Below are 23916 nucleotides of genomic sequence, written 5' to 3'. Positions count from 1 at the left end.
GACCACCCGGCGGCTCGCCGCGCGCTCGAGGACCTCGCGGGTCAGCTCGCCCGCCTCCGCGTGCACCGCCAGGCCCGACTCCGCGAGCCGCGCCGCGATCTGGACCTGGTGGTCGTCGACGTGCTCGCCGTGCGCGAGCCGGCGCGGGACGAGGATCGGCACGCGGCCGCGCTCGATGGCGCTGAGCGCGGTGCCCACTCCCCCGTGCGCGATCACGACGTCGCCTCGGCCATCGCCGCCACGAGCTCGCCGTGCGGGACGGAGGGCCGCCCCTCGATGCCGAGGCCGGAGACGTCGGTCATGCCCGTCTGCCAGAGGACCTCGACGCCGTCGAGCAGCGGCACCACGGCCTCGAAGAAGCGCGAGAAGGGGTACCCGTCCTGCGTGCCCACCGAGACGACCGCACGACGGATCGGCTGCGGCGGCACCTCCTCGACGTGGTAGTTCTCGAAGATCGCCCCGCCGAAGCGCCAACGCGCATCGGCCCAGGAGCGGTACTGGGTGTAGGTCGCGACACCGGGGAGCTTGGCGAGGATCCGACCCGAGAAGGAGGGGCCGTCGACGCGGGCGGCGCTCTCGATGTAGTGGGCGGGGATCCCCCGCCACGCGGCGAGCGGGAGGATCGAGAGCGCGGGGCTCGCCCCGGTGCTGAAGACCGCGTCGAACCGGCGGCGGCGCAGCAGGCGCCAGCCGAGGAGGGCGTTGCGCAGGAGAGGGACGACCGCCCGCGGCGGGGCCTCGTGCAGTGCTGCGACCTCGCGCCCCGCCAGGAGGCTGCGGCTCAGTCCGCCCTCGGGGGTCGCCCAGAACTGCTCCTCGACCGGGATCCGGAGCTGCTCGGCCAGCGTGTGGAGTTCCGACAGGTGGCCGCCGCCGGAGCAGACGAACAGATACGACGCCACGGCGTTCCTTTGCTTCCGGTCGGGGGGAGCCGATGGTGAGGGGGCGGTCACCACAGGGTTCACGAGCAACCATGCGTAGTGCGAGACGGATCGGAGCCTAGCAGGAGTGCATCCCCACCCGAACTGGGGACTCAGACCGCCCCCGACCGCGCGCCGAGGAGGGGGGCGCGGACGCCCTCCCACGCCCTCGTCCGCTGGTCAAGGACGGGCGCCGAGCGACCCGGAGTCGTAGCGTCGGACTCCCGCGCCCCGATCCGCAGGACGCGACGAGAGAGGCCACTGATGAGCGAGAACGAGCAGAACCAGCCGGTCATGGCCGGCAGCGACGACGCGACCAACGACGAGAAGCTCAGCGGCCTCGTCGAGCAGGTCGACCACGACCACGGAGCCGAGGGCGCAGGAGCCATGGCCGACGCCCTGCGCGAGCGCGCCGACGAGACCGACACGGAGATCGTCGACGAGGAGGAGTGACGCGCAGCCGCGTCGATCCGGGCCGCGTCGCTCCGATCGGCGCGGCCCCCGTCAGCGCGGCAGTGCCGCCCGGGCGCCCCGGAGGAAGACGGCGGTCATGATCGCCCGGGTGCGCGCGGGCGACGCGTCGAGCGGGCCGAGGAGGTCCTCGATCCGCTCGAGGCGGTCGTAGAGGGTCTGCCGCCCGATGCCCAGCGCCGCCGCGGTGGCGGTCTTCCCGCCCCACAGGGAGGCGTACGTCTCGAGCGTCGGCAGAAGGTCCGGTCGCTGCGCCAGGAGCGGTCCGAGCAGGTCCTCGACGAAGTCGTCGGCCTCGTGCGCCTCGCGCAGGGCGCTGGCGAAGCGCTCGAGCCGGTGCTGGCGCGCGTCGATCACGGGGCCGGGCCGGGCCCACTCGCGCACCCCTCTGACCTCCGCGAGCTCCCGCTGGAGCGAGCGCTGATCGCCGATGCCGCTCCCGACGCACACCTGGCCGGACCGCATCCCGGCTGCTCGGACGAGCAGCTCGGCGCGCGCCCGCTCCATGGCCGCCGCCGTCGAGAACGCGAGCAGCGCCAGGACCTCCGTGCCGACCACGCTGACCACCGGCTCCGACTCGCCCACCGCGCGCAGGGCTCCGCGGACCTCCCGCAGCACCCGCTCGTCGTGCTCCACCTCGGCCGAGACCCCCAGGTAGCGCTCGCGACCGCCCGCACCGAGCCGCTCGAGGAACGCGTCGACCTGCAGGTCGAGCGTGCTGGGCGCCTGCGCCGAGCCGAGCACCGCCACGAGCTGAGCCGCGAGCCGCTCGTCGACCGACGGCGGCCGGTTCCGCAGGACCGCGATCGCGAGCACGTCGGGCGCGCGGTCCAGCGCCACCGCGACCGAGTGCACGTCGGCGTCGGCGTGCGCGCGGAGGTACAGGGTCCCGAGCAGGGAGTCGCCGGCGCGGAGCACCCCCGAGAAGGCGCCCGCGGTCCTGCCCGTGTCGATGCCGCCGCCCGGATCGGCCCGCGCGATCGGCTCGCCCGTCGCCGACACGAGGGAGGCGCTCGCGCCCGTCTCGGACGCCACGACCTGCAGCAGCTCCTCCACCGTCGCCTCCGCGGCCGCCGCCTCGCCGAGGCGACCGGACAGTCTGTCCGCCAGCCGCAGACTCCGGAACTTCTGCTCGGTGAGCCGGGTGTTGATGCTCTCGCACACCTGCACGAACGGGATCCGCTTCGCGAGCGAGAGCACGGGGAGCCCGAGCCGGTCGGCGGCCTCGACGAGCGGCGCGGGCACCGCGGGCAGGCGCGGCGACAGCTCGACCGCCAGGGCGCCGACCCCGGCCGCGACCAGGGATTCCACGTAGCGGCGGCACTCGGCGGGATCCTGGTCCGACGCCAGGTGCACGCCCTCCATCAGCAGCAGCTCGCCGCCCAGGAGCAGCGGTCCGACGTCGAGCTGCTCGCTCGCGTGCGCCCAGCGGATCATCGCGCGCGGCGCCTCGGCGCCTCCGGCCGCGACGACGGGGAGAGCGGCCGAGAGCAGCGGATCGCGGAGGGCGTCCAGGAGCAGGTAGGCCATACAGAACGTCCTCTCGCGTCACGGCGAATTTACACGGGGGCGCGTCGCGCGAAACCGGTCCGGAGCAGAGTGGCCTCACCGCCGGTCGAGGACCTCCCGCACCACGTCCGCCCGGCGCCCCCGCACCTCCCTCCGCTCCACCTCGTCCCGAGAGGATCCGCCATGAGCACCGACGCCCTGCACGGCACCGCCGATTCCGAGGAGGCGCTCGCGCCCCTCCCCGACTCCCGTCGCACCGCCCGGCTCGACGGCCAGTTCTGGATCTGGGCCGGCGCGAACATCGCCCCGATCAACTGGGTCCTCGGCGCCCTCGGCGTGAACATGGGCCTGGGCCTCTGGGACACGGTCACCGTCCTGGTGCTGGGCAACGTGGTCGGCATGGCCGTCTTCGGCTTCTTCGTGCTGCTGGGGCAGCGCACCGGGGCGACGGGCATGCTGATCGGCCGGGCGGTCTTCGGGCGCCGCGGCAACTACGCCCCCGCGGCGGTGCAGGCGGTCGTGGTGATCGGATGGTGCGCCATCAACACCTGGATCGTGCTCGACCTCGTCATCGCGCTGCTCGGCTCGGTCGGCCTCGTCGATCCGGAGGAGTCGAACGTCGGCTGGAAGATCGCCGTCGCGGCCGTGATCATGGCGATCCAGGTCGGCATCTCGTTCCTGGGCTACCGCGCGATCGCCGCGTTCGAGCGCTGGACCGTGCCGCCGACCTTGATCGTCCTCGCGCTGATGTCGGTCGTCGCCTGGTTCTTCCTCGACATCGACTGGTCCTACGCCGGCCCCGCCGAGGGCGCCCTCACCGGCGGCGAGCGCCTGGCCGCGATGTCCATCGTGATGACCGCGATCGGCATCGGCTGGGGCCTCACCTGGCTCGCCTACGCCGGCGACTACGCCCGCTTCGTCAGCCCGCGCGCCTCGCGCCCCAAGCTGTACTTCGCGAGCGTCCTGGGCCAGTTCATCCCGGTCGTCTGGCTGGGCCTCCTCGGCGCGACCCTCGCGACGAAGAACGGCGGCGTCGACCCCGGCGAGCTCATCGTCGACAACTTCGGCGCCCTGGCGATCCCGGTGCTGCTCCTGGTCGTGCACGGCCCCATCGCGACGAACGTGCTCAACATCTACTCGTTCAGCATGGCGACGCAGGCGCTCGACGTGCGGCTCGGACGCCGCACCCTCAGCCTCATCGTCGGCGTCCTGGCCTTCGCCGCCGCGGTCTTCTTCGTCTACCAGGACGACCTCGCGACCACGCTCGACGCGTGGCTGGTCGGACTCGTCGGCTGGGTGGCTCCGTGGGGCGCGATCGTGCTCGTGCACTACGCGGTCTTCGAGAAGCGCGTGCGCTCCTTCGGCCACCTCTTCGCCCCGGTCGGCTCGCCGCTGCTCCCGGACGTGCGCTGGCGCGCCCTGCTCTCGTTCGCGATCGGCGCGACGCTGACCTGGATGTTCATGAACGGCTCCGTCCCTGCCCTGCAGGGACCGGCCTCGACGGCCCTCGGCGGCATCGACGTCTCGTGGCTGGCCGGCGCGGTCTCGGCCGGACTCGCCTACCTCCTGCTCGGACGCCGCGACGCGGTGACCTGGGTCGAGAGGCGCGAGGCCCTGGAGCCGGCGCCGCGGGCGGCCGAGCCGGTCCTGGGGTAGCCGGCCCCGTCACTCCGCTCTCCTCCTCACCCCGCCGTACCGCCCGCACCACCTGCTCCAGACGCTCCACCGCACCTCGAACCACGATCGGAACCGCCATGCCGCTGCTCATCACCGACGCCTCCGTCATCACCATGGACCCGGTCTCGGGCGCCGTGCCGATCACGGCGAGCATCCGGATCGTCGACGACGTGATCGTGGCGATCGGCCCGGGGCTCGCCGTGGAGCCGGGCGACGAGGTGATCGACGGCCGCGACCGCCTCGTCACCCCCGGCTTCGTCAACGCGCACACCCACTCGTGGGAGTACCTCTACAAGGGGCGCTACGACAACCTGCCGCTCGAGCTGTGGATGCTGCTCTCGTACCCGATCCTCGGCGACAGCCGGGTCGCGCCGGGCCTGGTGCGGCTGCGCTCGTCGCTGTTCGCGCTCGAATCGCTCAAGGCGGGCGTGACGACGCTGGTCGACGACGTGCTCGAGAACCCGGATCAGGACGCCGCGCAGCTGGCCGCCGTGTTCGACGCCTACGACGAGATCGGGATCCGCGCGAACATCTCGGGGCACGTGATCAGCAAGCCGTTCTTCGAGACGATGCCGTTCCTCGAGGAGCTGCTGCCGGCGGACGTCCTCGAGTCGGCGCGGGCGGCCTCGCGTCCGACCACCGAGGGGTACCTCGCGTTCAGCCGCGAGCGTTCGCGACGCAGCACGGACGCGGCGGCGGGCGGCTGCGCTACATGGTCGCCCCCTCCGCTCCCCAGCGGGTGGCGCCCGAGCTGCTGGTCGGAGCGACCGAGCTCGCGCTCGAGCACGGCGCGGAGTGCCACATCCACGTCCTCGAGACGAAGACCCAGCTGGTCACCGGGCAGGAGTCGTACGGGGGCACCCTCGTCGAGTACATGGAGCGGATCGGCGCGCTCTCGCGGAACACCACGTTCGCGCACGGCATCTGGCTCACCGACTCCGACATGGACCGGGTCGCGGCCGCCGGCACGTCGATCTCGCACAACCCGCTCTCGAACCTCAAGCTCGGCTCGGGCATCGCGCCGTGGCGGGCGCTGCACGACGCCGGAGTGAACCTGGGGCTGGGCACCGACGGCTGCTCGAGCAGCGACTCCCCGCGGATGCTCGACGTCATCAAGGCCGCGGCCCTGCTCCACAAGGTGACCGACCCCGACCTCGCGTCGTGGCCGACCGTGGCGGAGGTGCTCACGGCCGGCACGATCGGCGGCGCCCGCAGCGCGGTGCTCGACCACGTCACCGGCAGCATCGAGGTCGGCAAGCAGGCCGACCTCGTGCTGTTCGATCTCGAGACGCTGAACTTCACCCCGCGCCAGCGGCTCGAGAACCAGCTGGTCTACTCCGAGAACGGCTCCTCGATCGACACGGTGATCGTGGCGGGCCGGGTCGTCGTGGCGGGCGGCGAGTCGACGACCGTCGACGAGAAGGCGCTGCGGGCGGATCTGGCGGCGCAGCTGGGCGAGATCGTCGCGCGGCAGGACTCGCTCGACCGCACGAACGGCGTACTCACCGCGCCGTTCCACCGCATGTACGAGCGGGCGATGGCGCGCGACGCGTCGATCGACCGGTTCAGCGGGCGGCGCCTGGTCTGACGCACCCTCCCGGGCGACCTCCGGCTCGCAGGACCACGTCCGGCTCGCAGGAACGCGTTCGGCTCGCAGGAATCCGCAGATCCCGCGAGCCGATCGCGGATCCGCGAGCCGGAGGTGAGGCCGGTCGGCGCGCGGATCAGTCGGCGAAGATCTCGCCGACCGGCTCGCGCTTCTCGGCCTGGAAGCGGTCCTCTGCGCGGCCGAGCGCCCAGTACGCCGACAGCGACAGGGCGCGGCGCTCGAGGCCCCAGTCGTCCTGCAGGAGGGCGCGCAGCTCCTTCATCGCCCCGCGCTCGCCGTGCGCGAAGACGTCGAGCACCCCGGCCGCCGCGGCTCGGCGCGGACGGCGGCGACCAGCGCGCGACCGGCGGCCAGCTCGCCCCGGTGCAGCCAGCGGACCTCGACGCCGTCGGGTGCCGCGAGCGGCTGCTCGTCCTCGGCGCCGTGCACCTCGATCAGCGCGAGTCCGCGCGCGTGCGCGGGCATCGACTCCAGCGCCGCGGCGATCGCCGGCAGAGCGGAGTCGTCGCCGAGCAGCAGGTGGAACGCCTCCGGCTCGGTGCTCGGCGACCACGCGCCGCCCGGGCCGTTGAAGGCGATGCGGTCGCCGGGGACGGCCGACGCGGCCCACGGCCCCGCCACTCCGTCGTCGCCGTGCAGGACGAAGTCGATCGCGAGGCTGCGGTTCGACGGGTCGACGGAGCGGATCGTGTAGGTCCGGCGCACCGGCAGGTCCTCGGGGGCGAGGGTCGCCCGCAGCGCGTCGAGGTCGTACGGCGGCTCGACGTCGACGCCGGCGCGGGGCAGCAGCAGCTTCACGTACTTGTCGGTGGTCGCGAGAGCCGCGGGATCCGCCTCCGCCGCGAACGCGTCGAACCCCGGACCGCCGAGGTGCACGCGCGCGAGATGGTCGCCGAACCGCTCGGTCCGCAGCACGGTCAGCACGTGCTGCGTGCGCACGGGGCGCTCGCCCCGGGGACGGGCGGCGGCGGGGCTCGCGGACGGGGAGGCGGGTGCGGAGGCGTCGGTCATCCCTCCAGCATGCCCTCCCGTCCGAGGCGCTCTCTAGCGAGCGCCTCGGAGTCCGCCGACACGTCGCGCGGCGCGGGCCCGGCCCGGAGCCGGTGCGGCGACGTAGCCTCTCCTCCGTGCCCGCGACCTCGGATCCTCTTGCCGCGCGCCGTAACGTGACCGCGGCGCTGCGCGGCCTCGGCCTGGCGCTGGTCCTCGTGCCCGCGCTGGCGGGGTGCGCTCCAGGCGGGGCGGCTCCGGAGGCGGGCACTCCCGGTGCGGCCACGACGGCGACCAGCCTCCCGCGACGACTCCGCCCGGCACCCCGGACGTCGACGCCGCTGCGATCGAGACCGCCCTCGTCGCCCTCGAGGCCGAGTACGCCGCCCGGATCGGGCTCGTCGCGATCGACACCGGTGACGAGCGCACCGTGGAGCACCGCGCCGACGAACGGTTCCGGTTCGCGTCCTCGATCAAGGCGCTGGCAGCGGGCGCGCTGCTCGCCCGCTCCGAGCCTGCGGATCTCGAGCGCGTCGTCATCTGGAGCGGCGTGGTCGACCACTCGCCCGTCACCGGTCCCGCCACGGCGACGGGCCTGCCGCTCGGCGAAGTGGCCGAGGCCGCGGTCCGCCTCAGCGACAACACCGCTCACAACATCGTGCTGCAGGAGCTCGGCGGGCCGGCCGGACTGCAGGAGGCGCTCCGTGCACTCGGCGACGACGTCACGCGCGTCGACCGGATCGAGCCCGAGCTGAACCGGGTCTCACCGGAGGGTCTCGACTCCGGCACCGCGCGATCGCTCGCGGGCGACCTGCGCGCGCTCCTCCTGGGCGATGCGCTCGATCCGGCCGACCGCGCTCAGCTGCACGACTGGATGAGCGGCAACGCGACGGGCGACGCGCTCGTGCGCGCGGGCGCTCCCGACGGCTGGAGCGTCGTCGACAAGTCCGGCGGAGCGGGCGGGCTCCGGAACGACCTCGCCGTCGTCGAGCGTCCGGATGCGGCTCCGATCGTGATCGCCGTGCTGACCGAGCGCACCGACCCGTCGCTCCCCTACGACGACACCCTCGTCGCCCGCGCCGCGTCCGTCGCGCTGGAGGCGCTCCGCTGACGCGGAGCTCCCCGGTGATGCCGGGGGTGCGCCCCGACCGGTGGTCTCAGCCGTTGACGAGCTGGGAGACGCGACCGCGGGACACTCCGAGGATCGCTGCGGAGTCGGCGACCGAGAAACCGGCCTCACGCAGATGCCGAGCCGCAGCGCGGGAGCGTGCCGCAGCCGTCACCGCCGCCCGGGCAGCCTGGTCCGTGGCCGATCTCGCTTCGACGACCTCTGCACCGAGGTCGCCGATCTCGGGAACGATCGCGACCTCCCACCGACTGTGGTCCGTCGCGGGCTCGACGGTGTCGAGGTAGTCGCGAACCTGCTGCGCGGCTCTGTCGAGTGAAGCGACCTGGGTCGCGGGCTCGCCGTCGATCCAGAGCTCCCACCCGTGCTCCCACCGGTGGGCGGTGGCTGTGATGGTCATCGATCCTCCTCGGATGCCGCTTCGATCGCTTTCAGGGCGGTGCGCACGAGACCAGGTGAGATCTCACGTGTCTGCGTGATCACCACCCGATGCGGACCACGGGTCCACACCTCGTGATCTTCCCTGCCCTGCCGTGCGGAGAACCCTGCTCGTCGCAGCAGAGCCGCCAGGTCCCTGTACTTCACCGGCTTCACCCTCAGGGTGATTTAGCCCGGCTAAGCCGGCAAGCCCGATGCAGGCGCGGGACACCGCGCGCCTACCCTGAAGCCGTGCCTCCCGCTCTCGCCCCGGCCGCCGGGATCTCCGTCTCGGCCGTCCTCCTCTTCGGACTCCGCCTCCCGCTCGCGGGCTACCTCGTGCTCGGCGCGAGCCTCCTGCTCGCGCTCGTGATCGATCGAGTCCTCGCGGTGGACCTGTCGCTGATCGCCGCCGGGCTCGTGATCGTCAGCACGATCTCGGTCGAGGCGAACCTCGACTATCCCAACATGGCGCTGATGGGCGCGGTGCTCTCGGCGGCCGTCGCCGTGCCCTGGGCGATCGACCGCTACGGCACGAAGAGGCGGATCATCCGCTTCCCGCTGCGCACCGGCCAGAAGTGGACGCCGCTGGAGAAGTCGTACCTGCCCGCCGTGCTGGTGCTGGGCTGGATCCTGCTGCCGTTCTACTTCATCCGCTCGGGCGCCTACCTGAACTGGCCCGCCATCCACGCTCCGGACGAAGTCGCGCGCCTGTTCGTCGGAGTGGGCTTCGTCGGCATCTGGGACGAGCTGTTCTTCATCTGCGTCGTCTTCGCGGTGCTGCGCCGCCACCTGCCGATGTGGTGGGCGAACGTGCTGCAGGCGGTCGTGTTCGTGTCGTTCCTCTGGGAGCTCGGCTACCGCGAGTGGGCGCCGGCGTTCACGATCCCGTTCGCGCTGCTGCAGGGCTGGATCTTCTCGAAGACGAAGTCGCTCACCTACGTGATCTGCGTGCACCTGCTGTTCGACCTCGTGGTCTTCCTGGCCCTGGTGCACGCGCACAACCGCGACTGGCTGCGCTGGTTCGTGTACTGACGCCTCCCTTCCAGGGGCCAGTACGGGCGGAGTGTTACGGCGGACGTCACGCGGCCGACGCGGGGCGGCGGCGATGCTCCATCATCGTCCCCGTGCGCCGACGGCGCCCGCTCCGCCCCGTCCCGGAAGGACAGCAGGCATGATCCGCCTCGAGCAGCTCACGAAGGTCTACGGACACGGCGACGCCGCCGTCACCGTGCTCGACCGCCTCGACTTCTCGGTCGCGACGGGCGAGATCTTCGCCGTCGTCGGCCCGAGCGGCGCCGGGAAGAGCACGCTCGCCGCGTGCGTGAACCTCCTCGAGCGTCCCACCTCCGGCTCGGTCGTCGTGAACGGCGATGCGCTCTCGCAGCTGTCCGAGCAGGAGCTGCGCGTCGCGCGCCGCCGCATCGGCACCGTCTTCCAGTCCGACGGCCTCTTCAGCCGCCGCACCGCGGCCCAGAACGTCGCGCTGCCGCTCGAGTACCTCGGAGTGACGCCCGCCGAGACCACGCGCCGCGTCGCCGAGCTGCTCGACCGCGTCGGACTCGCCGAGCGCGCCCGGCACTACCCCCATCAGCTCTCGGGCGGTCAGCGCCAGCGCGTCGGCATCGCCCGGGCCCTGGCCCTGCGCCCCAGCGTGCTGCTCTCGGACGAGGCCACCTCGGGGCTCGACCCCGCGTCGACGACCGCGATCACGACCCTCCTCAAGGAGCTGCGCGACGACCTCGGCCTGTCGATCCTGTTCATCACGCACGAGATGGAGACGGTGCGGCAGGTCGCCGACTCGGCCGCCCTGCTCGATCACGGCCGCATCGTGGAGTCGGGGCGCCTCGTCGACCTGCTCCGCGACGCCTCCTCGCCCCTGGGCCTCGCGCTGAATCCGCTGCGCCCGGCCGCGACTCCGGCCCCCGGGCTCACCGAGTGGGTGCTCGGCTACGCGCGCTCCGACGTGCCGGCCGACTGGATCGCCCGTCTCGGCGAGACGGTCGGACCGGTGTCGCTCCTCGGCGCCGCCATCGAGACGATCGGCGGGCGGGCCGTCGGTCACGCCACGATCGCGCTCGGCCCCGTCGACGAGCGCCGCCTCGTCGACGCCGCCGGAGCGCTCGGCCTGTCGGTCCGCCCGGCCCCCGTGCGCGTCGACTCCGCCCCGCTCGAGCTCACCGAGGAGATCGCCGCATGAGCCTGCACCTCGACAACCGCGTCCCGATCGCCGAGATCCCGGCGCTCGTGCTGCCCGCACTCGGCGAGACCCTGATCATGGTCGGCATCGTGATGACGATCGTCGTGCTCGTCGGGATCCCGCTCGGAGCCGCCGTGCACAACCTGGCACCCGGCGGACTGTTCGAGAACCGCGCCGCGCACCAGACCCTGAGCTGGGTGATCAGCATCGGCCGCTCGCTGCCGTTCCTGATCCTGATGGCGTCGATCATGCCGTTCACCCGGCTGATCACCGGCACCAACATCGGCATCGCGGCGGCCGTCGTGCCGATGTCGATCGCGGGCATCGCGTTCTTCACCCGCATCGTCGAGAACGCGCTGCGGAGCGTGCCGATCGCGCTGACCCGCGTGGCCCGCGCCTCCGGAGCGTCGCGACTGCAGGTCGTCCGCTCGGCGCAGCTCAGCGAGGCCGTGCCGCAGATCATCGGCGGCCTGACCATCAACACGATCGCGATGATCGAGTACTCGGCCATCGCGGGCACGATCGGAGCCGGTGGCATCGGCTACGTGGCCGTCACCTACGGCTACCAGCGCTTCGACAACACGGTGATGCTCGCGACGATCGTGATCCTGGTCGCCACGGTCGCGCTCGTGCAGCTCACCGGCGACGCCCTGGTGCGCGCCACGACGCCGAGCGCCTCGCGCACCCGGCGGCCCGAGCGCGTCGCCGCCGCGGTCTGAGACCGCTCCCCTCTCTTCTCCCCCACCCCTCGCCCGGCCTCCCCCCGCGGCGTCCCTCTCGCGCGCCCGGAACCCGCGCGCGCACTCCGGAAGGCCTCTCATGCCCACGCAGAACGACACCCCCGACACCTCCGACACCCTCGGCTTCGAGCTGAAGAAGAAGCGCCGCTGGCCGTGGATCGCCGGAGGCGCGGTCGTCGCGCTCGGCATCGGCGCGGCGGTCGTCGTGCCGATCCTCTCGCCCGCCGTGTCGGCGAACGAAACCGAGGGAGCGACGCTCTACGTCGCCACGGCCGAGGGCAACGCGTCGGAGCAGGCGCTCGTGCAGTTCGTCGCCGACGAGGTCGCGCCGAAGTACGGCATCGAGGTGGAGTTCAAGGGCCTCTCGGACAGCAACACCATCAACCGCGCCGTCAGCGAGGGCGAGGTCGCCGCGACGGTGTACCAGCACAAGCTCTGGCTCGGGCAGGTGCTCGAGTCGAACCCCGACTTCGAGGAGGAGGCGGCGACTCCGGTGTTCCGCTGGGGCTTCGGACTCTGGAGCGACAAGTACGGCGACGTGTCCGAGATCCCCGACGGCGGCACGATCTCGCTCTACTCCGACCCGGCGAACGAGGCCCAGGGCCTCTGGCTGCTGCAGAGCGCGGGGCTGATCGAGCTGAAGCCCGGCACCGAGCCCGGCACGGCGACGCAGGACGACATCGCCTCGAACCCCAAGAACCTGAAGTTCACCCTGCTCGACTTCGCGGCCCAGTCGCGCGCGCTGCCGGACCTCGACGCGGCCGTCGGCTACACCGAGTACTACCTCGCCGCCGACATCCCGATCGAGAAGCAGATCTTCGCGCCGACCGCCCCCGACGACTTCGCCGGGCAGCTCACGATCGGCTCCCGCTACGCCGACACCGAGAACATCGAGAAGCTCGTGCAGGCGTTCCAGGACCCCGCGGTGCAGGAGTTCCTGGCGACCGACGAGACGGTGAAGGGCATCCTGCTGCCGCTCGAGGGCTGACGCCGACGGCCGGCGGCCGGGGTCTCCTCCGGCCGTCGGATTCCGTGATGCATTCGTTGTGTCGGGACGTCGTGTCGCATGCCCCCGCTCCGCCAGGATCAGCACCAGGGGGCGCTTCGCCCCCGGATCCATGGGGAAGCCGGGAGAGCGCACTGCGCCCCGGAGGAAGCAGGAATCGTGCGTACAGCGCGAGGGGGCCGCACGGCCTCCGTCATCACGACCGCCGCACTGCTGGGAGCGCTCGCGCTCCCGAGCGCGGCGGGGGCCACCGAGATCCTCGAGCACCCGCCTCCGAGGCGACACCGACCGCGGTCGCGCCGGTGCTCGAGCCCACGCCGACCCCGGCCGCGACCAGCGATCCGGAGCCGACGAGCAGTCCGGAGCCCACGGGCACGCCGGAACCGACCAGCACGCCCGAGCCGACCAGCGCACCGGTCGCGACTCCGGTCGCCGCCGAGACGCCCGTCGCCGTGCCGAGCGCGGCTCCCGTGTCCGCGGCTCCGGAGCTCGCCCTCTCCCGCACGACGTTCGTCGTCGGATCGACCGCCGTCGGCGGACCGGACGCGGGGTGGGGCGACGGCATCGACGTCACCGGCTCGGGCTACACCCCCGGCACCGTCGTCGTGATCTCGCTCATGGACGGCCCGGACGAGGAAGCGCGCACCACGGTCGTCTCCTCCGCGACCGGCGAGATCGTGCTGGACGACTGGCTGCCCTCGCGCTCGGACGGCTTCAGCACCTACCCGCACCTCCCCCGAGCCGGTGAGCGGATCTCCGTGGTGGCCTCGGGGATCGACGCGGCCGGGGAGCCGATCACGTCGAGCACCGTGCCGCTGACGATGACGCGGCCCGCTGCGGGGGTGTCCTTCGTCGTCGCCGAGGACGGCGGCCGCATCGAAGCCGGCAGCGAGGTCGGCGTGGCCGGCTTCCGAGTCTTCGAGGTGGTCGCCCTGCTGGTCGGCTTCGACCGTGACGAGCTCGTCACGACGACCCTCACCGCTCCCGACGGCTCGGTCACCACCCTGACGGCGGACGACCCCTGGTCGATGATCTACGGCGAGACCTTCGTCCGTCTCGACGAGAGCACCATGGCCGATCAGCTCGGGACCTTCACGGTGACGGGCGTCGGAACGACGAGCGGCCGCAGCGCCTCGGCTTCGCTGGTGCAGGTCGCCGGCGAGCCCGGGATCCGGATCTGGCCCTCCAGCGCTCCCTCCAAGCCGGGGCCTGACGACGGGCAGCCCACGAGCGGCGGAGCCCTCTGGGGCTTCGCGTCGAACGAGCTCGTCTCGGTGAGCATCCACTCGGTCGACGGCACGCGCCAGCGCCTCGCCGACGGCAGCACCGGCCTGGCGTACACCGCTGACGGGGTGGGCTGGAGCCCGATCGCGCTGGGCCGGTACCCGCTCGACGACCCCGACGCCGAGGTCTACTGCGTCGTCGCCCTCGGCGCGACCAGCGGCCGCACCGCGAGCACCTCGTACGACTACGGCACGACCGAGTCGGACCTTCTGCCGGAGTCGGCCGACTGCTCGGTCGCCGAGGCGGCGGCCCGAGCCGGTGCGACGACGGGCGCGGGCAGCGGCTCGGGCACCGGAGTCACGGCCGGCCGGCCCGTCCTCGCGGCGACCGGCGTCTCGCCCGCGGCTCCCTTCGCTCTCGCGGCGTTCGGGATCCTCGGCGGACTCGCGCTGATGATCACGCGGCGCCGCCGCGCCTAGCGGTCACGGCACCACCGGAGGGGCGTCCCGAGAGGGGCGCCCCTCCGTCGTTCCCCGCCCCTCGGACGGCCGTCGACGAGCGCTGGCCCCCGTCGACCGCCTCGCCGAGAACCGTGATGCGTTCGTTGTGTCGGGACGTCGTGTCGCGACCCTCCGCTCCGCCAGGATCAGCACCAGGGGGCGCTTCGCCCCCGGATCCACGGGGAAGCCGGGAGAGCGCACTGCGCCCCGGAGGAAGCAGGAATCGTGCGTACAGCGCGAGGGGGCCGCACGGCCTCCGTCATCACGACCGCCGCACTGCTGGGAGCGCTCGCGTCCCGAGCGCGGCGGGGGCCACCGAGATCCTCGAGGCACCCGCCTCCGAGGTGACACCGACCGCGGTCGCGCCGGTGCTCGAGCCCGCACCGACCCCGGTCGCCACCAGCGAGCCGCCGGCGACGAGCAGTCCGGAACCGACCAGCACTCCGGAGGCGCCCAGCGCGCCCGAGGCGACGAGCGCTCCGGAGGCGACCGGCACTCCCGCGCCGACGGCCGCTCCCGAGGCGACGACCGCACCCACCGCGGCGCCCGCCGCGCCTGCGGCCGCGGCCCCGGTCCTGACCCTCTCCCGCACGACGTACACGGCCGGGTCGGAGCCCCGCGAGGGCGACCTCGGCTGGGGAGACGGTATCAACGCCCTCCTCACCGGCTTCGCTCCGGACACGGTCGTCACCGTCTCGCTGATGGACGGACCGATGGAGGAGGCCCGCACCGAGTCGATCGTCTCCACGTCCGGAGTGGCGGCGGTCACGGACTGGTTCCCCTCGACCCTCACCGACGGCTCCAGCCTGAACCCGCACCTCCCCCGACCCGGCGAGGAGATCACCGTCGTCGCGACCGGCCGCGACGCGACCGGGGAGAGGGTCTCCTCGAACGCCGCCCCGCTGACGATCCTGCAGCCCGACCCCGCCGTCACCTTCTGGGTCGCCGACACGCCGTTCATCCCGGCCGGCAGCGAGATCGGCGTGGGCGGCTTCCGCTTCTTCGGTGGCGTCGGCGTGCTCAGCGGCTTCGATCGCGACGAGCCCGTCACGACGACGCTCACCGCGCCGGACGGCACGGTGAGGACGATCGTCGGGGAGCGCCCGAACGCGATCTACGGGGAGGCCTACGTGCCGTTGACCGAGGACACCATGGAGGACCAGCTCGGCACCTTCACGGTGACGGGCGTCGGAACGACGAGCGGCCGCTCCGTCTCGGCCTCGCTCGTGCAGGTCGCCGGTGACCCCTCGATCCGCATCTGGCCGGTCGGCGCGCCGTTCGAGCCCGCTCCCGCCGACGGACAGCCCACCAGCGGCGGCGGCGTGGTCGGCTTCGGCGGCGGCGAGCGCGTCTCGGTGAGCATCCACTCCGTCGACGGCACGCGCCAGCGCCTGGCCGACGGCGGCACGCGTCTGTCGTACACCGCGGACGCGGTCGGCTGGTCTCCGATCGCGATCGGCGAGTACCCCCTCGCCGACCCCGAGGCCGGGGCCTACTGCGTCGTCGCCGTGGGCGCGAGCAGCGGCCGCGTCGCGAGCACGACGTACGACTACGGGACGACCGAGGCCGACCAGGTCGCCGAGACGGTCGACTGCTCGGTCGCCGAGGCGGCGGCCCGCGCCGGCGCATCGACGGGTGCGGGCAGCGGCTCGGGCGGCGGAGTCACGGCAGGCCGGCCGGTCCTCGCCGCGACGGGCGTCTCGCCGACCGCACCGCTCGCCCTCGCGGCGTTCGGGATCCTCGGCGGGCTCGCGCTGATGATCACGCGCCGCCGCCGCGCCTAGCGGTCACGGCATCATCGGAGGGGCGTCCCGGAAGGGGCGCCCCTTCGTCGTTCCACCTGCGCTCGCCGCTCGAGGCGCAGCACTCAGAGGTCGCGCGAGAAGCAGAGCGACCACTCGCCGCCGATGTAGGCGCCGAAGAGCGGGACGGACGTGTAGCCCTCGCGCTCGTAGAAGCGGACCGCGTCGGGCTGCCGGGTGCCCGTCTCGAGGACGAGTCGCGTCGCTCCGAGCCCCGCAGCGAGCTGCTCGAGCCGGCGCAGGACCAGGGTCGCGACTCCGGAGCCGCGTGCCGACGGGTCCACGAACATCCGCTTGACCTCGATCACTCCGGGGCCGAGGACCGAGTCGGCCAGCGGACGGAGGCCGCCGCAGGCCCGTGCCGTGCCGTCGGCGTCGCGGGCGACGACGAACACGGGGACGTCGGCGGCCGAGGGAGGCACGCCGGGCTCGTGGTCGGTGCTGCCGTAGCGCTCGTCGAGCTCGACGCGCTGGGCGGCGCGGAGCGCGTCCGCGTCGGGATGGTCGTAGGGGATCGTCTCGAGCTGCCAGGTCATGGGCGCCTCCGTTCGGCCTTCACCGTAGCGGGCGGTGGGCGTCAGGCCGCCGGGAAGGCCCGGCCCACGGCCACCCGGAGGAACGCGCGGCGCCGGTCGTGCTCGCGGCGCTCCTCGTCCGCCGACGCCGAGTAGACGGTGCTCACCGGCGACCACGCCATCGACATCGCGATGACCATCGCCATCACGTCGAAGGGATCCGCCTGCACGGCGATCAGGCCGCGCGCCTGCGCCGCGCGGATCGCCTCGAGCTTCCCCTCCTCGCGGCGGCGGGCCTCGTCACCCGGCACGAGGTGCCCGATCGGATGGCGCTCGAGTCGCGCCCACGTGGCGAGCCGGATGAGGTCGGGGCGCGCGAGGTACTCGTCGTAGAGGCGGACGGCCCAGTCGGGGAGATCGGAGGGGTCGATCGGCACGACGTCGACGATGCGGTCGAGCGAGGCCTCGAAGACCGCGTCGAAGAGCAGCTCCTTGCTGGTGAAGTACGCGTAGAGCTGCGCCTTGTTCGAGGAGGCGACCGCCGCGATGCGGTCCACGCGGGCGCCGGCGAGGCCGTGCTCCGAGAACTCGGCCGTGGCCGCGTCCATGATGCGGCGGCGGGTGGCCGCGCCCTTGTCGGTCGGAGGGAGCGGGGTCATGGATCGATCCTACCGACCGGTCTGTTTCTCGATGAGCTCTCCTGCTACGGTAGGAATAACAAACCGGTTGGTTTATTCCTGAGGAGCCCCCATGCGCCGCACGACCGCCTACGCCGCCACGGCGTCCGCACCCCGACCCGTCCGCTCGAGCATCGAGCGGCGGGACCTCCGGAGCGACGACGTCGCGCTCCGCGTCGACTTCTGCGGCGTCTGCCACAGCGACGTCCACGCGCTCCACGCCCTCGACGGCGACGCCCGCCTCGTGCCGGGCCACGAGCTGGTCGGGACGGTGACCGAGGTGGGCTCCGGCGTGACCCTCTTCGCTCCCGGCGACGCGGTCGCGGTCGGCACGATCGTCGACTCCTGCGGGGAGTGCGATCTGTGCGCCGCGGGCCAGGAGAACTTCTGCCGCGAGTTCCCGACGCTCGCCTACGGCGGTGTCGATCGGAGGGACGGCAGGCCGACGCTCGGCGGCTGGTCGCGCGAGCAGGTGGTGCGCGAGCGCTTCGTCCACCGGCTGCCCGCCGGCCTCGACCCGGCGGCCGCCGCTCCGCTGCTCTGCGCCGGGATCACGGTGTGGGAGCCGCTGCGCAGCCGTCACGTCGGACCGGGGACCCGCGTCGGCGTCGTCGGTCTCGGCGGCCTCGGGCACCTGGCGGTGACGCTGGTCCGAGCGCTCGGCGCCGAGGTGACCGTCTTCACGAGCAGCGCGGCCAAGACTGCGGATGCGCTCGCCCTCGGTGCGTCGGAGGTCGTCGTCAGCCGCGACTCCGAGGCGATGGCCGCGCAGCGCGGGCGCCTCGACCTCGTGCTCGACACGATCTCGGCGCCGCACGACGTGGCGCCGTACCTGCGCGTCCTCGCCCTCGACGGTGCGCTGAGCGTCCTCGGGGCGCTCGGGCCGGTGACGGTCGAGGTGCTCGACCTGCTGATCGGGAGGAAGAGCCTCACCTCCGGCGGCAGCGGCGGGCTCCGCGCCACCCAGGAGCTGCTCGACTTCTGCGCCGAGCACGGGGTCGCGGCCGAGGTCGAGGTGCTGCCGTCGGCGGAGGTCGGCACGGCCCTCGCGCGGCTGGAGGCGAACGACGTGCGGTACCGCTTCGTCCTCGACCTCGCCGACCTCGACGAGGGCTGACCCGCTTCACGCGGGGAGGGTCGTGACCGTCGACGTCGAGGGCGACTGCCGGAGGTAGCCCTCCGGCCCCGTCCCGTGGCAGGGTCGGATCGCCGACGAGAGGACGAGGATGTCGAACGACCGAGCACTGCGGGTGGCACTCGTGGGGACCGCTTTCATGGGCAGGACCCATTCGCACGCCTGGCGCACCGCCGCCCGCTTCTTCCCCCTGCCGCTCGAGCCCGAGCTCGCCGTGCTCGTGGGGAGCAACCCCGAGACGACCCGCGAGCGCGCCGACGTCCTCGGCTGGAGCGAGGCCTCGACCGACTGGCGCGCGGTGATCGAGCGCGACGACATCGACCTGGTCGACATCTGCACCCCCGGCGACACGCACGCCGAGATCGCGATCGCGGCCCTCGAGGCGGGCAAGCACGTGCTCTGCGAGAAGCCGCTCGCCAACTCCGTCGAGGAGGCCGAGCGGATGGCGGCCGCCGCGAGCGCCTCCGACCGCGTCGCGATGTGCGGCTTCAGCTACCGCCGCACCCCCGCGCTGGCCCTCGCCAAGCGCTTCGTCGACGAGGGCCGGCTCGGGGCGATCCGCCACGTCCGCGCGCAGTACCTGCAGGACTGGCTGCGCGACTCCGAGGCGCCGCTGACCTGGCGGCTGCAGAAGGACCGCGCCGGATCAGGCGCGCTGGGCGACATCGGCGCGCACAGCATCGACACGGCGCAGTGGCTGACCGGCCGGCGCATCTCCTCCGTCTCGGCCGTGCTGCGCACCTTCACGACCGAGCGCCCGGTGCTGGCCGAGCAGTCGGGGCTCGGCGGGCGCGCCGAGGAGGGGGCGGAGCGCGGACCGGTCACGGTCGACGACGCCGTCGCCTTCACGGCCGCGTTCGAGGGAGGCGCCCTCGGCGTCTTCGAAGCGACCCGTGTCGCGACCGGCCGCCGCAACGCCAACCGCATCGAGATCGACGGTGAGACCGGCTCGATCGCGTTCGACTTCGAGCGGATGAACGAGCTCGAGTACTACGACGCGCGCGACGCCGACGAGGCGCAGGGCTTCCGGCGCATCCAGGTGACCGAGCCCGTGCACCCGTACATGGAGGCGTGGTGGCCCACGGGGCACGGCATCGGCTACGAGCACCTCTTCACGCACCAGGTCGTCGACCTGGTCGAGGCGATCGCGGGCGGCACCCCGGTGGCACCGACGTTCGACGACGCGCTCGACGTGCAGCGGGTGCTCGAGGCGGTGGCGACGAGCGCGGCGCACCGCTCGGAGTCGACGTCGGTCTCCCGCGGCTCCGGACCGGTCTGACGGGCGCGCTCCGAGGACGTCCCCCGGTCGGCGTCTCGCCTCGAGAGGCGAGCTTGCGCCATAATGCGCCTATGAGCAAGAAGATTGACGCGGCCCACCAGGCACTGGTAGCCGCCCTCGACAAGCACGCCCGACTCGTCTCGGACAAGGCCTCGAGCCCTCGGAAGGTCGAGCGCGCCGGCGCCGAGCTGCGCTCCGCCACGAAGGCGTACGCCGCCCTCGTCTCGGCCCGCACCGGCTCGGCGAGCCCGTTCGCCGACCTCGCGGATCCGCGCCTGGACCAGCCGACCATCGCGTCGCTCCGGGCCGAGCGCGACGCGATCGCGAAGCGCCTGGCGAAGCACGAGGCCGCGGAGGCCGAAGCCCTCGCGGGCTGACCCTCCTCCCCTGCCGCTCGCCCCTTCCTCCCCCGTCTGCTCGGTCCGGCGCGAGTCGTCGTGTTACGCGCGTGTTTCGCGCGCACCGCGCGACGTCCGTACCGTGGTCCCCGGGTTCCGCGTCGACGCGGCGTCGAGCGACCGGAGGCCGGTCGCAGCGCCGGCGGTGATCAGCACCGCCCGTGGTCGCCGCCCCCTCAGCGGGCAGCACCGCGCGGATCCTCTCCACGGAAGGATCCCCACAGCATGTCCCTGCGCACGAAGCTCCTCGCGACCACCGCGATCACCGCCTCCGCCCTCGCCCTCGCCGGCTGCTCCGCCTCGGCGGGCGAGAGCGACACCGTCCGCATCGGCGTCGTCGGCGCCAGCGACCCCTACTGGGCCACCTACGAGGAGGCCGCCGCCGACGCCGGGATCGACGTCGAGATCGTCGACTTCAGCGACTACAACCAGCCCAACCCGGCGCTGAGCGAGGGCGAGATCGACCTCAACCAGTTCCAGCACATCGTCTACCTGGCGCAGTACAACACCTCGGCCGACGAGGACCTCGTGCCGATCGGCGCGACCGCGATCTACCCGCTCGGCCTCTACTCCACGCAGTACGACAGCGTCGAGGACATCCCCGAGGGCTCGACCGTGGCCGTTCCGAACGACGAGAGCAACCAGGCCCGCGGACTGCTCGTGCTCCAGTCGGCCGGTCTGATCGAGCTGACGGACGGCGGCAGCATCTTCTCGAGCGTCGACGACGTCGACACCGCGAAGTCCAAGGTCGAGGTGACCGCCCTCGAGGCGTCGCTGACCCCGACCTCGCTGCCCGACGTCGCCGCCGCGATCATCAACAACGACTTCATCGAGAACGCCGGCCTCGAGGCGACCGACGCGATCGCGACGGACGACCCGAGCGACCCCAACGCGCTCCCCTACGTCAACGTGTTCGCCGCCCGCTCCGAGGACGCCGACAACGAGACGTACCAGGAGCTCGTCGACATCTACCAGAGCACGCAGGCCGTGCTCGACGGAGTGTCGGAGCAGTCGGGCGGCACCGCGATCTTCGTGAAGACCCCCGCGGACGAGCTGGAGGCCTCGCTCGAGACCGTCGAGGCGGACACCGCCGCCCAGGGCTGATCCGCCCGGGGCTGATCCGCCCTCTCCTCGCGACGGGATCCCCTGCTCCGGCGGGGGATCCCGTCCGTCCGCCGGGACACCGGCACCCCCGCCCGAACCCCTCGAAGGGAGCGCCGTGCCGCTCATCCGCCTCACCGACGTGAGCAAGGTCTACCCGCCCCTGTCCCGCGGGGCGACGGCCTCGACCGCGGTCGACGGCGTCAGCCTCGACATCGAGGCCGGCGACGTGCAGGGCGTGATCGGCTACTCCGGCGCCGGGAAGAGCACGCTCGCGCGCCTCGTCAACGCGCTCGAGCCCGCGACCTCCGGCAGCATCGAGATCGACGGCCGCGACATCGTCGGACTGCCCGAGCGGGAGCTGCGCCGCATCCGGCTGGGCATCGGCATGATCTTCCAGCAGTTCAACCTGTTCGGCTCCAAGACGGTGTGGCAGAACGTGGCCTACCCGCTGCAGGTCGCCGGCACTCCGCGCGCCGAGCTGAAGGCCCGCGTCGACGAGATGCTGAGCTTCGTCGGCCTCTCGGACAAGGCGCGCAGCCATCCGGAGCAGCTCTCGGGCGGTCAGAAGCAGCGCGTGGGCATCGCCCGCGCCCTCGCCGCCTCGCCCCGCATCCTGCTCGCCGACGAGGCCACCAGCGCGCTCGACCCGGACACGACCGGCGAGGTCCTCGCACTGCTGCGGCGCATCAACGAGGAGCTCGGGGTCACGATCCTCGTCATCACGCACGAGATGGACGTGATCCAGCAGCTCGCGACGAAGGTCGCCGTGATGGAGTCGGGCCGCATCGTCGAGCGCGGCGACGTGTTCGACGTGTTCTCGGCCCCGCGCGAGCCGGTCACCCGGCGCTTCGTCTCGACCGTCGTCCGCTCCGTGCCCTCCCCCGCCGAGGCGGCCGTGCTGCGGCAGCGCCACCGCGGCCGGCTGGTCACGCTGTCGTTCTCGGACGGCTCCGCCTCGCAGGGCGACGTCTTCGCCGACATCGCCGCGGCCGGTGTGCCGCTCGAGCTGGTCTACGGAGCATCACCGACGTCCGCGGACGCGCCTTCGGCCACCTCACGGTCGCCCTCGACGCGTCGGACGACGTCGTCGAGCCCCTTCTCGCCCGCCTCGGCGCTCGCGTCGACCTCACGGAGGTGCCCCGATGAACGCCCTGATCGAGCTGCTCCCCGAACTCGCGAAGGCCACCGGCGAGACGCTCTACATCGTCGCCTTCAGCCTGCTCTTCGGAGGGCTCGGCGGCCTGCTCATCGGCCTCGGCCTCGCGCTCACCCGCGGCGGCGCGCTGTTCGCGAACCGCCTGGTCTACGGGCTCCTGAACGTCGTCGTTAACATCTTCCGGCCGATCCCGTTCATCATCTTCATCGCGGCCGCCCAGCCGCTCGCCCGCCTCGTGGTCGGCTCGGGCATCGGCACCGACGCGATCATCTTCTCGCTGTCGCTGGCCGCCGCGTTCGGCATCGGCCGTATCGTCGAGCAGAACCTGCTGACCGTGCAGCCCGGCGTGATCGAGGCCGCGCGCTCGGTCGGAGCGAGCCGACTGCGGATCGTCCGCACCGTCCTGCTCCCCGAGGCGCTCGGCCCGCTGATCCTCGGCTACACCTTCGTCTTCGTCGCCATCGTGGACATGTCGGCCGTCGCCGGGTACATCGGCGCCGGCGGTCTCGGCAACTTCGCGATCCAGTACGGCTACCGGCAGTTCGAGCCGGTCGTGACCTGGGGCGCGGTGCTCGTGATCATCGTGATCGTGCAGCTGGTGCAGCTGCTGGGCAACGTGCTGGCGCGGCGGGTGCTGCGGCGCTGAGGGGCGAGCGGAGTGACGGGGCCGGTCCGAGCGCGCGGCCCCGCGCCTCGTAGGCTCGACGCACCATGACCTCCACCACCGTTCCGACGCTCGTCGCCGTGCTGGTGCTCGCGCTGGTGACGACGGCGATCGTCGCGGCGCTGCGACTCGAACGGCCCGGTGCCCAGGCGGTCGCGATCACGCGGGCGGCGCTGCAGCTCGGACTCCTCAGCCTCGTGCTGCACGGCATCATCGAGGATGCTCGGCTGGTCGCCGCGTTCCTGGTGCTGATGCTCGTCGCGGCGACGTGGACGGTGCGCGAGCGCGCGGGCCTGGACCGCAGCGGCCTGCGGACCTTCGTGGTGCTGCTCTCCGCGGCGGGGGTCCCTCTCGCGGTCGTCACCGCGACCGGGGCCGTCGGGGCGGAGCCGCGCTACCTGCTCGCGACCGGCGGCATCGTCATCGGCGGAGCGATGACCGCCGCGTCGCTGATGGGACGGCAGCTGCGCGCCGGTCTCGCCGCGGGGACGGAGGAGGTGGAGGGCTGGCTGGCGCTGGGTGGCACTCCGCGCCGCGCCGCCCTGCGCCTGGTGCGCGCGGCGGCCTCGACGGCGCTCGTGCCGGCGACGGACCAGACGCGGACGACCGGTCTCGTCACCCTGCCGGGAGCCTTCGTCGGCGCGGTGTTCGCGGGAGCGTCGCCGCTGGAGGCCGCGCAGTTCCAGCTCGTCGTGCTCGCCGCGGCCCTGGCGGCGGGCGCCGTCGTCGCGGCGACGACCGCGCTGCTGTTCGGCGCGCCGCAGCGGCACCCGGCCGCCGGCTAGCGGGCTTCCCGA

At 73.1% G+C, this 23916-nt stretch carries 24 protein-coding genes and 3 pseudogenes; 18 read left to right on the top strand and 9 right to left on the bottom strand.

Features of this window, described 5'->3' with window-relative positions:
- Both B0T42_RS19845 and B0T42_RS01985 read right to left on the bottom strand, forming a co-directional pair.
- Positions 1-216, bottom strand: a pseudogene (locus B0T42_RS19845) (glycosyltransferase); the annotation flags it as partial.
- A complete protein-coding gene (locus tag B0T42_RS01985; RefSeq protein WP_077221738.1) occupies positions 213-902 on the bottom strand; it encodes a hypothetical protein in 690 nt (229 codons plus the stop codon). The gene B0T42_RS01985 and the pseudogene B0T42_RS19845, both read right to left, overlap by 4 nt.
- Before the next feature lie 282 nt (positions 903-1184).
- Here B0T42_RS01985 and B0T42_RS01980 point away from each other — a divergent pair, with 282 nt between their 5' ends.
- Positions 1185-1373, top strand: coding sequence for a hypothetical protein (locus B0T42_RS01980; RefSeq protein WP_077221737.1), 189 nt, complete (start codon positions 1185-1187; stop codon positions 1371-1373).
- A gap of 51 nt (positions 1374-1424) precedes the next feature.
- Here B0T42_RS01980 and B0T42_RS01975 read toward each other — a convergent pair whose 3' ends face one another.
- Positions 1425-2921, bottom strand: coding sequence for a helix-turn-helix domain-containing protein (locus B0T42_RS01975; RefSeq protein ID WP_077221736.1), 1497 nt, complete (start codon positions 2919-2921; stop codon positions 1425-1427).
- A 162-nt stretch (positions 2922-3083) separates the two neighbouring features.
- Here B0T42_RS01975 and B0T42_RS01970 point away from each other — a divergent pair, with 162 nt between their 5' ends.
- The 3 genes and pseudogenes from B0T42_RS01970 (at position 3084) to B0T42_RS21845 (ending at position 6165) form a co-directional block, all read left to right on the top strand.
- Positions 3084-4556 carry a purine-cytosine permease family protein gene (locus tag B0T42_RS01970; protein WP_077221735.1) on the top strand — a complete coding sequence of 491 codons (1473 nt, stop codon included), beginning with the start codon at positions 3084-3086 and terminating at the stop codon, positions 4554-4556.
- Between the two features lie 98 nt (positions 4557-4654).
- A pseudogene (locus B0T42_RS21850) lies at positions 4655-5116 on the top strand (amidohydrolase family protein); the annotation flags it as partial.
- A gap of 173 nt (positions 5117-5289) precedes the next feature.
- Positions 5290-6165: an amidohydrolase family protein gene (locus tag B0T42_RS21845; RefSeq protein WP_269087484.1), complete on the top strand. Its 876-nt coding sequence runs from the start codon at positions 5290-5292 to the stop codon at positions 6163-6165.
- Positions 6166-6301: 136 nt separating this feature from the next.
- On the opposite strand, the gene B0T42_RS22545 is transcribed toward B0T42_RS21845, so the two are convergent.
- Positions 6302-6484 (bottom strand): SIP domain-containing protein, encoded by a 183-nt coding sequence (locus tag B0T42_RS22545; RefSeq protein ID WP_446737346.1) that lies wholly within the window; start codon positions 6482-6484, stop codon positions 6302-6304.
- Positions 6445-7197, bottom strand: a complete 753-nt coding sequence (locus tag B0T42_RS01960) for a siderophore-interacting protein (RefSeq protein WP_446737345.1) — start codon at positions 7195-7197, stop codon at positions 6445-6447. Before B0T42_RS01960 ends, B0T42_RS22545 begins: the two co-directional genes overlap by 40 nt.
- 214 nt (positions 7198-7411) lie before the next feature.
- Between B0T42_RS01960 and bla the strand changes: the two genes are divergently transcribed.
- Positions 7412-8287: a class A beta-lactamase gene (bla, locus tag B0T42_RS01955; RefSeq protein WP_201788470.1), complete on the top strand. Its 876-nt coding sequence runs from the start codon at positions 7412-7414 to the stop codon at positions 8285-8287.
- A gap of 46 nt (positions 8288-8333) precedes the next feature.
- Here bla and B0T42_RS01950 read toward each other — a convergent pair whose 3' ends face one another.
- Positions 8334-8702 (bottom strand): antitoxin HicB, encoded by a 369-nt coding sequence (locus tag B0T42_RS01950; RefSeq protein WP_077221734.1) that lies wholly within the window; start codon positions 8700-8702, stop codon positions 8334-8336.
- 269 nt (positions 8703-8971) lie between these two features.
- Here B0T42_RS01950 and B0T42_RS01940 point away from each other — a divergent pair, with 269 nt between their 5' ends.
- The 6 genes from B0T42_RS01940 (at position 8972) to B0T42_RS01910 (ending at position 16173) form a co-directional block, all read left to right on the top strand.
- On the top strand, positions 8972-9754 hold the full coding sequence (locus tag B0T42_RS01940; protein ID WP_056866191.1) for a CPBP family intramembrane glutamic endopeptidase: 783 nt from the start codon (positions 8972-8974) through the stop codon (positions 9752-9754).
- 139 nt (positions 9755-9893) lie between these two features.
- Positions 9894-10919: a methionine ABC transporter ATP-binding protein gene (locus B0T42_RS01935; RefSeq protein WP_077221732.1), complete on the top strand. Its 1026-nt coding sequence runs from the start codon at positions 9894-9896 to the stop codon at positions 10917-10919.
- Entirely contained in the window at positions 10916-11638 is a 723-nt protein-coding gene (locus B0T42_RS01930; protein WP_077221731.1) for a methionine ABC transporter permease, read from the top strand. Before B0T42_RS01935 ends, B0T42_RS01930 begins: the two co-directional genes overlap by 4 nt.
- A gap of 100 nt (positions 11639-11738) precedes the next feature.
- The gene (locus tag B0T42_RS01925; protein WP_077221730.1) at positions 11739-12647 is read left to right on the top strand and encodes a MetQ/NlpA family ABC transporter substrate-binding protein; all 909 of its coding nucleotides are present in this window, start codon (positions 11739-11741) and stop codon (positions 12645-12647) included.
- A gap of 320 nt (positions 12648-12967) precedes the next feature.
- Complete coding sequence (locus tag B0T42_RS01915; RefSeq protein ID WP_139344384.1) at positions 12968-14368, top strand: RodZ family helix-turn-helix domain-containing protein; 1401 nt, start codon at positions 12968-12970, stop codon at positions 14366-14368.
- A 365-nt stretch (positions 14369-14733) separates the two neighbouring features.
- Positions 14734-16173, top strand: coding sequence for an LPXTG cell wall anchor domain-containing protein (locus tag B0T42_RS01910; RefSeq protein ID WP_077221727.1), 1440 nt, complete (start codon positions 14734-14736; stop codon positions 16171-16173).
- Positions 16174-16256: 83 nt separating this feature from the next.
- On the opposite strand, the gene B0T42_RS01905 is transcribed toward B0T42_RS01910, so the two are convergent.
- Both B0T42_RS01905 and B0T42_RS01900 read right to left on the bottom strand, forming a co-directional pair.
- Complete coding sequence (locus tag B0T42_RS01905; RefSeq protein WP_056866185.1) at positions 16257-16727, bottom strand: GNAT family N-acetyltransferase; 471 nt, start codon at positions 16725-16727, stop codon at positions 16257-16259.
- 41 nt (positions 16728-16768) lie between these two features.
- Positions 16769-17365, bottom strand: coding sequence for a TetR family transcriptional regulator (locus tag B0T42_RS01900; protein WP_077221726.1), 597 nt, complete (start codon positions 17363-17365; stop codon positions 16769-16771).
- A gap of 91 nt (positions 17366-17456) precedes the next feature.
- On the opposite strand from B0T42_RS01900, the gene B0T42_RS01895 reads away from it, so the two are divergent.
- Positions 17457-18500: an NAD(P)-dependent alcohol dehydrogenase gene (locus tag B0T42_RS01895; RefSeq protein ID WP_077221725.1), complete on the top strand. Its 1044-nt coding sequence runs from the start codon at positions 17457-17459 to the stop codon at positions 18498-18500.
- A 6-nt stretch (positions 18501-18506) separates the two neighbouring features.
- On the opposite strand, the gene B0T42_RS20420 is transcribed toward B0T42_RS01895, so the two are convergent.
- A complete protein-coding gene (locus tag B0T42_RS20420) occupies positions 18507-18659 on the bottom strand; it encodes a hypothetical protein (protein WP_173892273.1) in 153 nt (50 codons plus the stop codon).
- Between B0T42_RS20420 and B0T42_RS01890 the strand changes: the two genes are divergently transcribed.
- The 6 genes and pseudogenes from B0T42_RS01890 (at position 18610) to B0T42_RS01865 (ending at position 23904) form a co-directional block, all read left to right on the top strand.
- Positions 18610-19797, top strand: coding sequence for a Gfo/Idh/MocA family protein (locus B0T42_RS01890; protein ID WP_077221724.1), 1188 nt, complete (start codon positions 18610-18612; stop codon positions 19795-19797). The genes B0T42_RS20420 and B0T42_RS01890 overlap by 50 nt on opposite strands.
- A 71-nt stretch (positions 19798-19868) precedes the next feature.
- Positions 19869-20174 carry a hypothetical protein gene (locus B0T42_RS01885; RefSeq protein ID WP_077221723.1) on the top strand — a complete coding sequence of 102 codons (306 nt, stop codon included), beginning with the start codon at positions 19869-19871 and terminating at the stop codon, positions 20172-20174.
- Positions 20175-20420: 246 nt separating this feature from the next.
- Positions 20421-21299: a MetQ/NlpA family ABC transporter substrate-binding protein gene (locus B0T42_RS01880; protein ID WP_077221722.1), complete on the top strand. Its 879-nt coding sequence runs from the start codon at positions 20421-20423 to the stop codon at positions 21297-21299.
- A gap of 115 nt (positions 21300-21414) precedes the next feature.
- Positions 21415-22445 (top strand): annotated as a pseudogene (locus tag B0T42_RS01875) (methionine ABC transporter ATP-binding protein).
- Positions 22442-23101, top strand: coding sequence for a methionine ABC transporter permease (locus tag B0T42_RS01870; protein ID WP_077221721.1), 660 nt, complete (start codon positions 22442-22444; stop codon positions 23099-23101). The pseudogene B0T42_RS01875 and the gene B0T42_RS01870 overlap by 4 nt, the downstream one beginning before the upstream one ends.
- 65 nt (positions 23102-23166) lie before the next feature.
- Entirely contained in the window at positions 23167-23904 is a 738-nt protein-coding gene (locus B0T42_RS01865; RefSeq protein ID WP_077221720.1) for an ABC transporter permease, read from the top strand.
- Positions 23905-23916: the final 12 nt, after the last annotated feature.

The sequence above is a fragment of the Rathayibacter rhapontici genome (genome assembly GCF_001995175.1).
In the GTDB taxonomy this organism is placed as follows: Bacteria; Actinomycetota; Actinomycetes; order Actinomycetales; family Microbacteriaceae; genus Rathayibacter.
Note: the sequence above shows the minus strand (reverse complement) of the source record. Positions and strands in the feature narration are given on the sequence as shown.

Excerpts from the sequence above, each read along its gene's own strand:
- B0T42_RS01980 (WP_077221737.1), top strand. The coding sequence starts at position 1,185 with ATGAGCGAGAACGAGCAGAACCAGCCGGTCATGGCCGGCAGCGACGAC.
- B0T42_RS01975 (WP_077221736.1), bottom strand. The coding sequence starts at position 2,921 with ATGGCCTACCTGCTCCTGGACGCCCTCCGCGATCCGCTGCTCTCGGCC.
- B0T42_RS01970 (WP_077221735.1), top strand. The coding sequence starts at position 3,084 with ATGAGCACCGACGCCCTGCACGGCACCGCCGATTCCGAGGAGGCGCTC.
- B0T42_RS21845 (WP_269087484.1), top strand. The coding sequence starts at position 5,290 with ATGGTCGCCCCCTCCGCTCCCCAGCGGGTGGCGCCCGAGCTGCTGGTC.
- B0T42_RS01960 (WP_446737345.1), bottom strand. The coding sequence starts at position 7,197 with ATGACCGACGCCTCCGCACCCGCCTCCCCGTCCGCGAGCCCCGCCGCC.
- B0T42_RS01950 (WP_077221734.1), bottom strand. The coding sequence starts at position 8,702 with ATGACCATCACAGCCACCGCCCACCGGTGGGAGCACGGGTGGGAGCTC.
- B0T42_RS01935 (WP_077221732.1), top strand. The coding sequence starts at position 9,894 with ATGATCCGCCTCGAGCAGCTCACGAAGGTCTACGGACACGGCGACGCC.
- B0T42_RS01930 (WP_077221731.1), top strand. The coding sequence starts at position 10,916 with ATGAGCCTGCACCTCGACAACCGCGTCCCGATCGCCGAGATCCCGGCG.
- B0T42_RS01925 (WP_077221730.1), top strand. The coding sequence starts at position 11,739 with ATGCCCACGCAGAACGACACCCCCGACACCTCCGACACCCTCGGCTTC.
- B0T42_RS01905 (WP_056866185.1), bottom strand. The coding sequence starts at position 16,727 with ATGACCTGGCAGCTCGAGACGATCCCCTACGACCATCCCGACGCGGAC.
- B0T42_RS01900 (WP_077221726.1), bottom strand. The coding sequence starts at position 17,365 with ATGACCCCGCTCCCTCCGACCGACAAGGGCGCGGCCACCCGCCGCCGC.
- B0T42_RS01895 (WP_077221725.1), top strand. The coding sequence starts at position 17,457 with ATGCGCCGCACGACCGCCTACGCCGCCACGGCGTCCGCACCCCGACCC.
- B0T42_RS01890 (WP_077221724.1), top strand. The coding sequence starts at position 18,610 with ATGTCGAACGACCGAGCACTGCGGGTGGCACTCGTGGGGACCGCTTTC.
- B0T42_RS20420 (WP_173892273.1), bottom strand. The coding sequence starts at position 18,659 with ATGAAAGCGGTCCCCACGAGTGCCACCCGCAGTGCTCGGTCGTTCGAC.
- B0T42_RS01885 (WP_077221723.1), top strand. The coding sequence starts at position 19,869 with ATGAGCAAGAAGATTGACGCGGCCCACCAGGCACTGGTAGCCGCCCTC.
- B0T42_RS01880 (WP_077221722.1), top strand. The coding sequence starts at position 20,421 with ATGTCCCTGCGCACGAAGCTCCTCGCGACCACCGCGATCACCGCCTCC.
- B0T42_RS01870 (WP_077221721.1), top strand. The coding sequence starts at position 22,442 with ATGAACGCCCTGATCGAGCTGCTCCCCGAACTCGCGAAGGCCACCGGC.
- B0T42_RS01865 (WP_077221720.1), top strand. The coding sequence starts at position 23,167 with ATGACCTCCACCACCGTTCCGACGCTCGTCGCCGTGCTGGTGCTCGCG.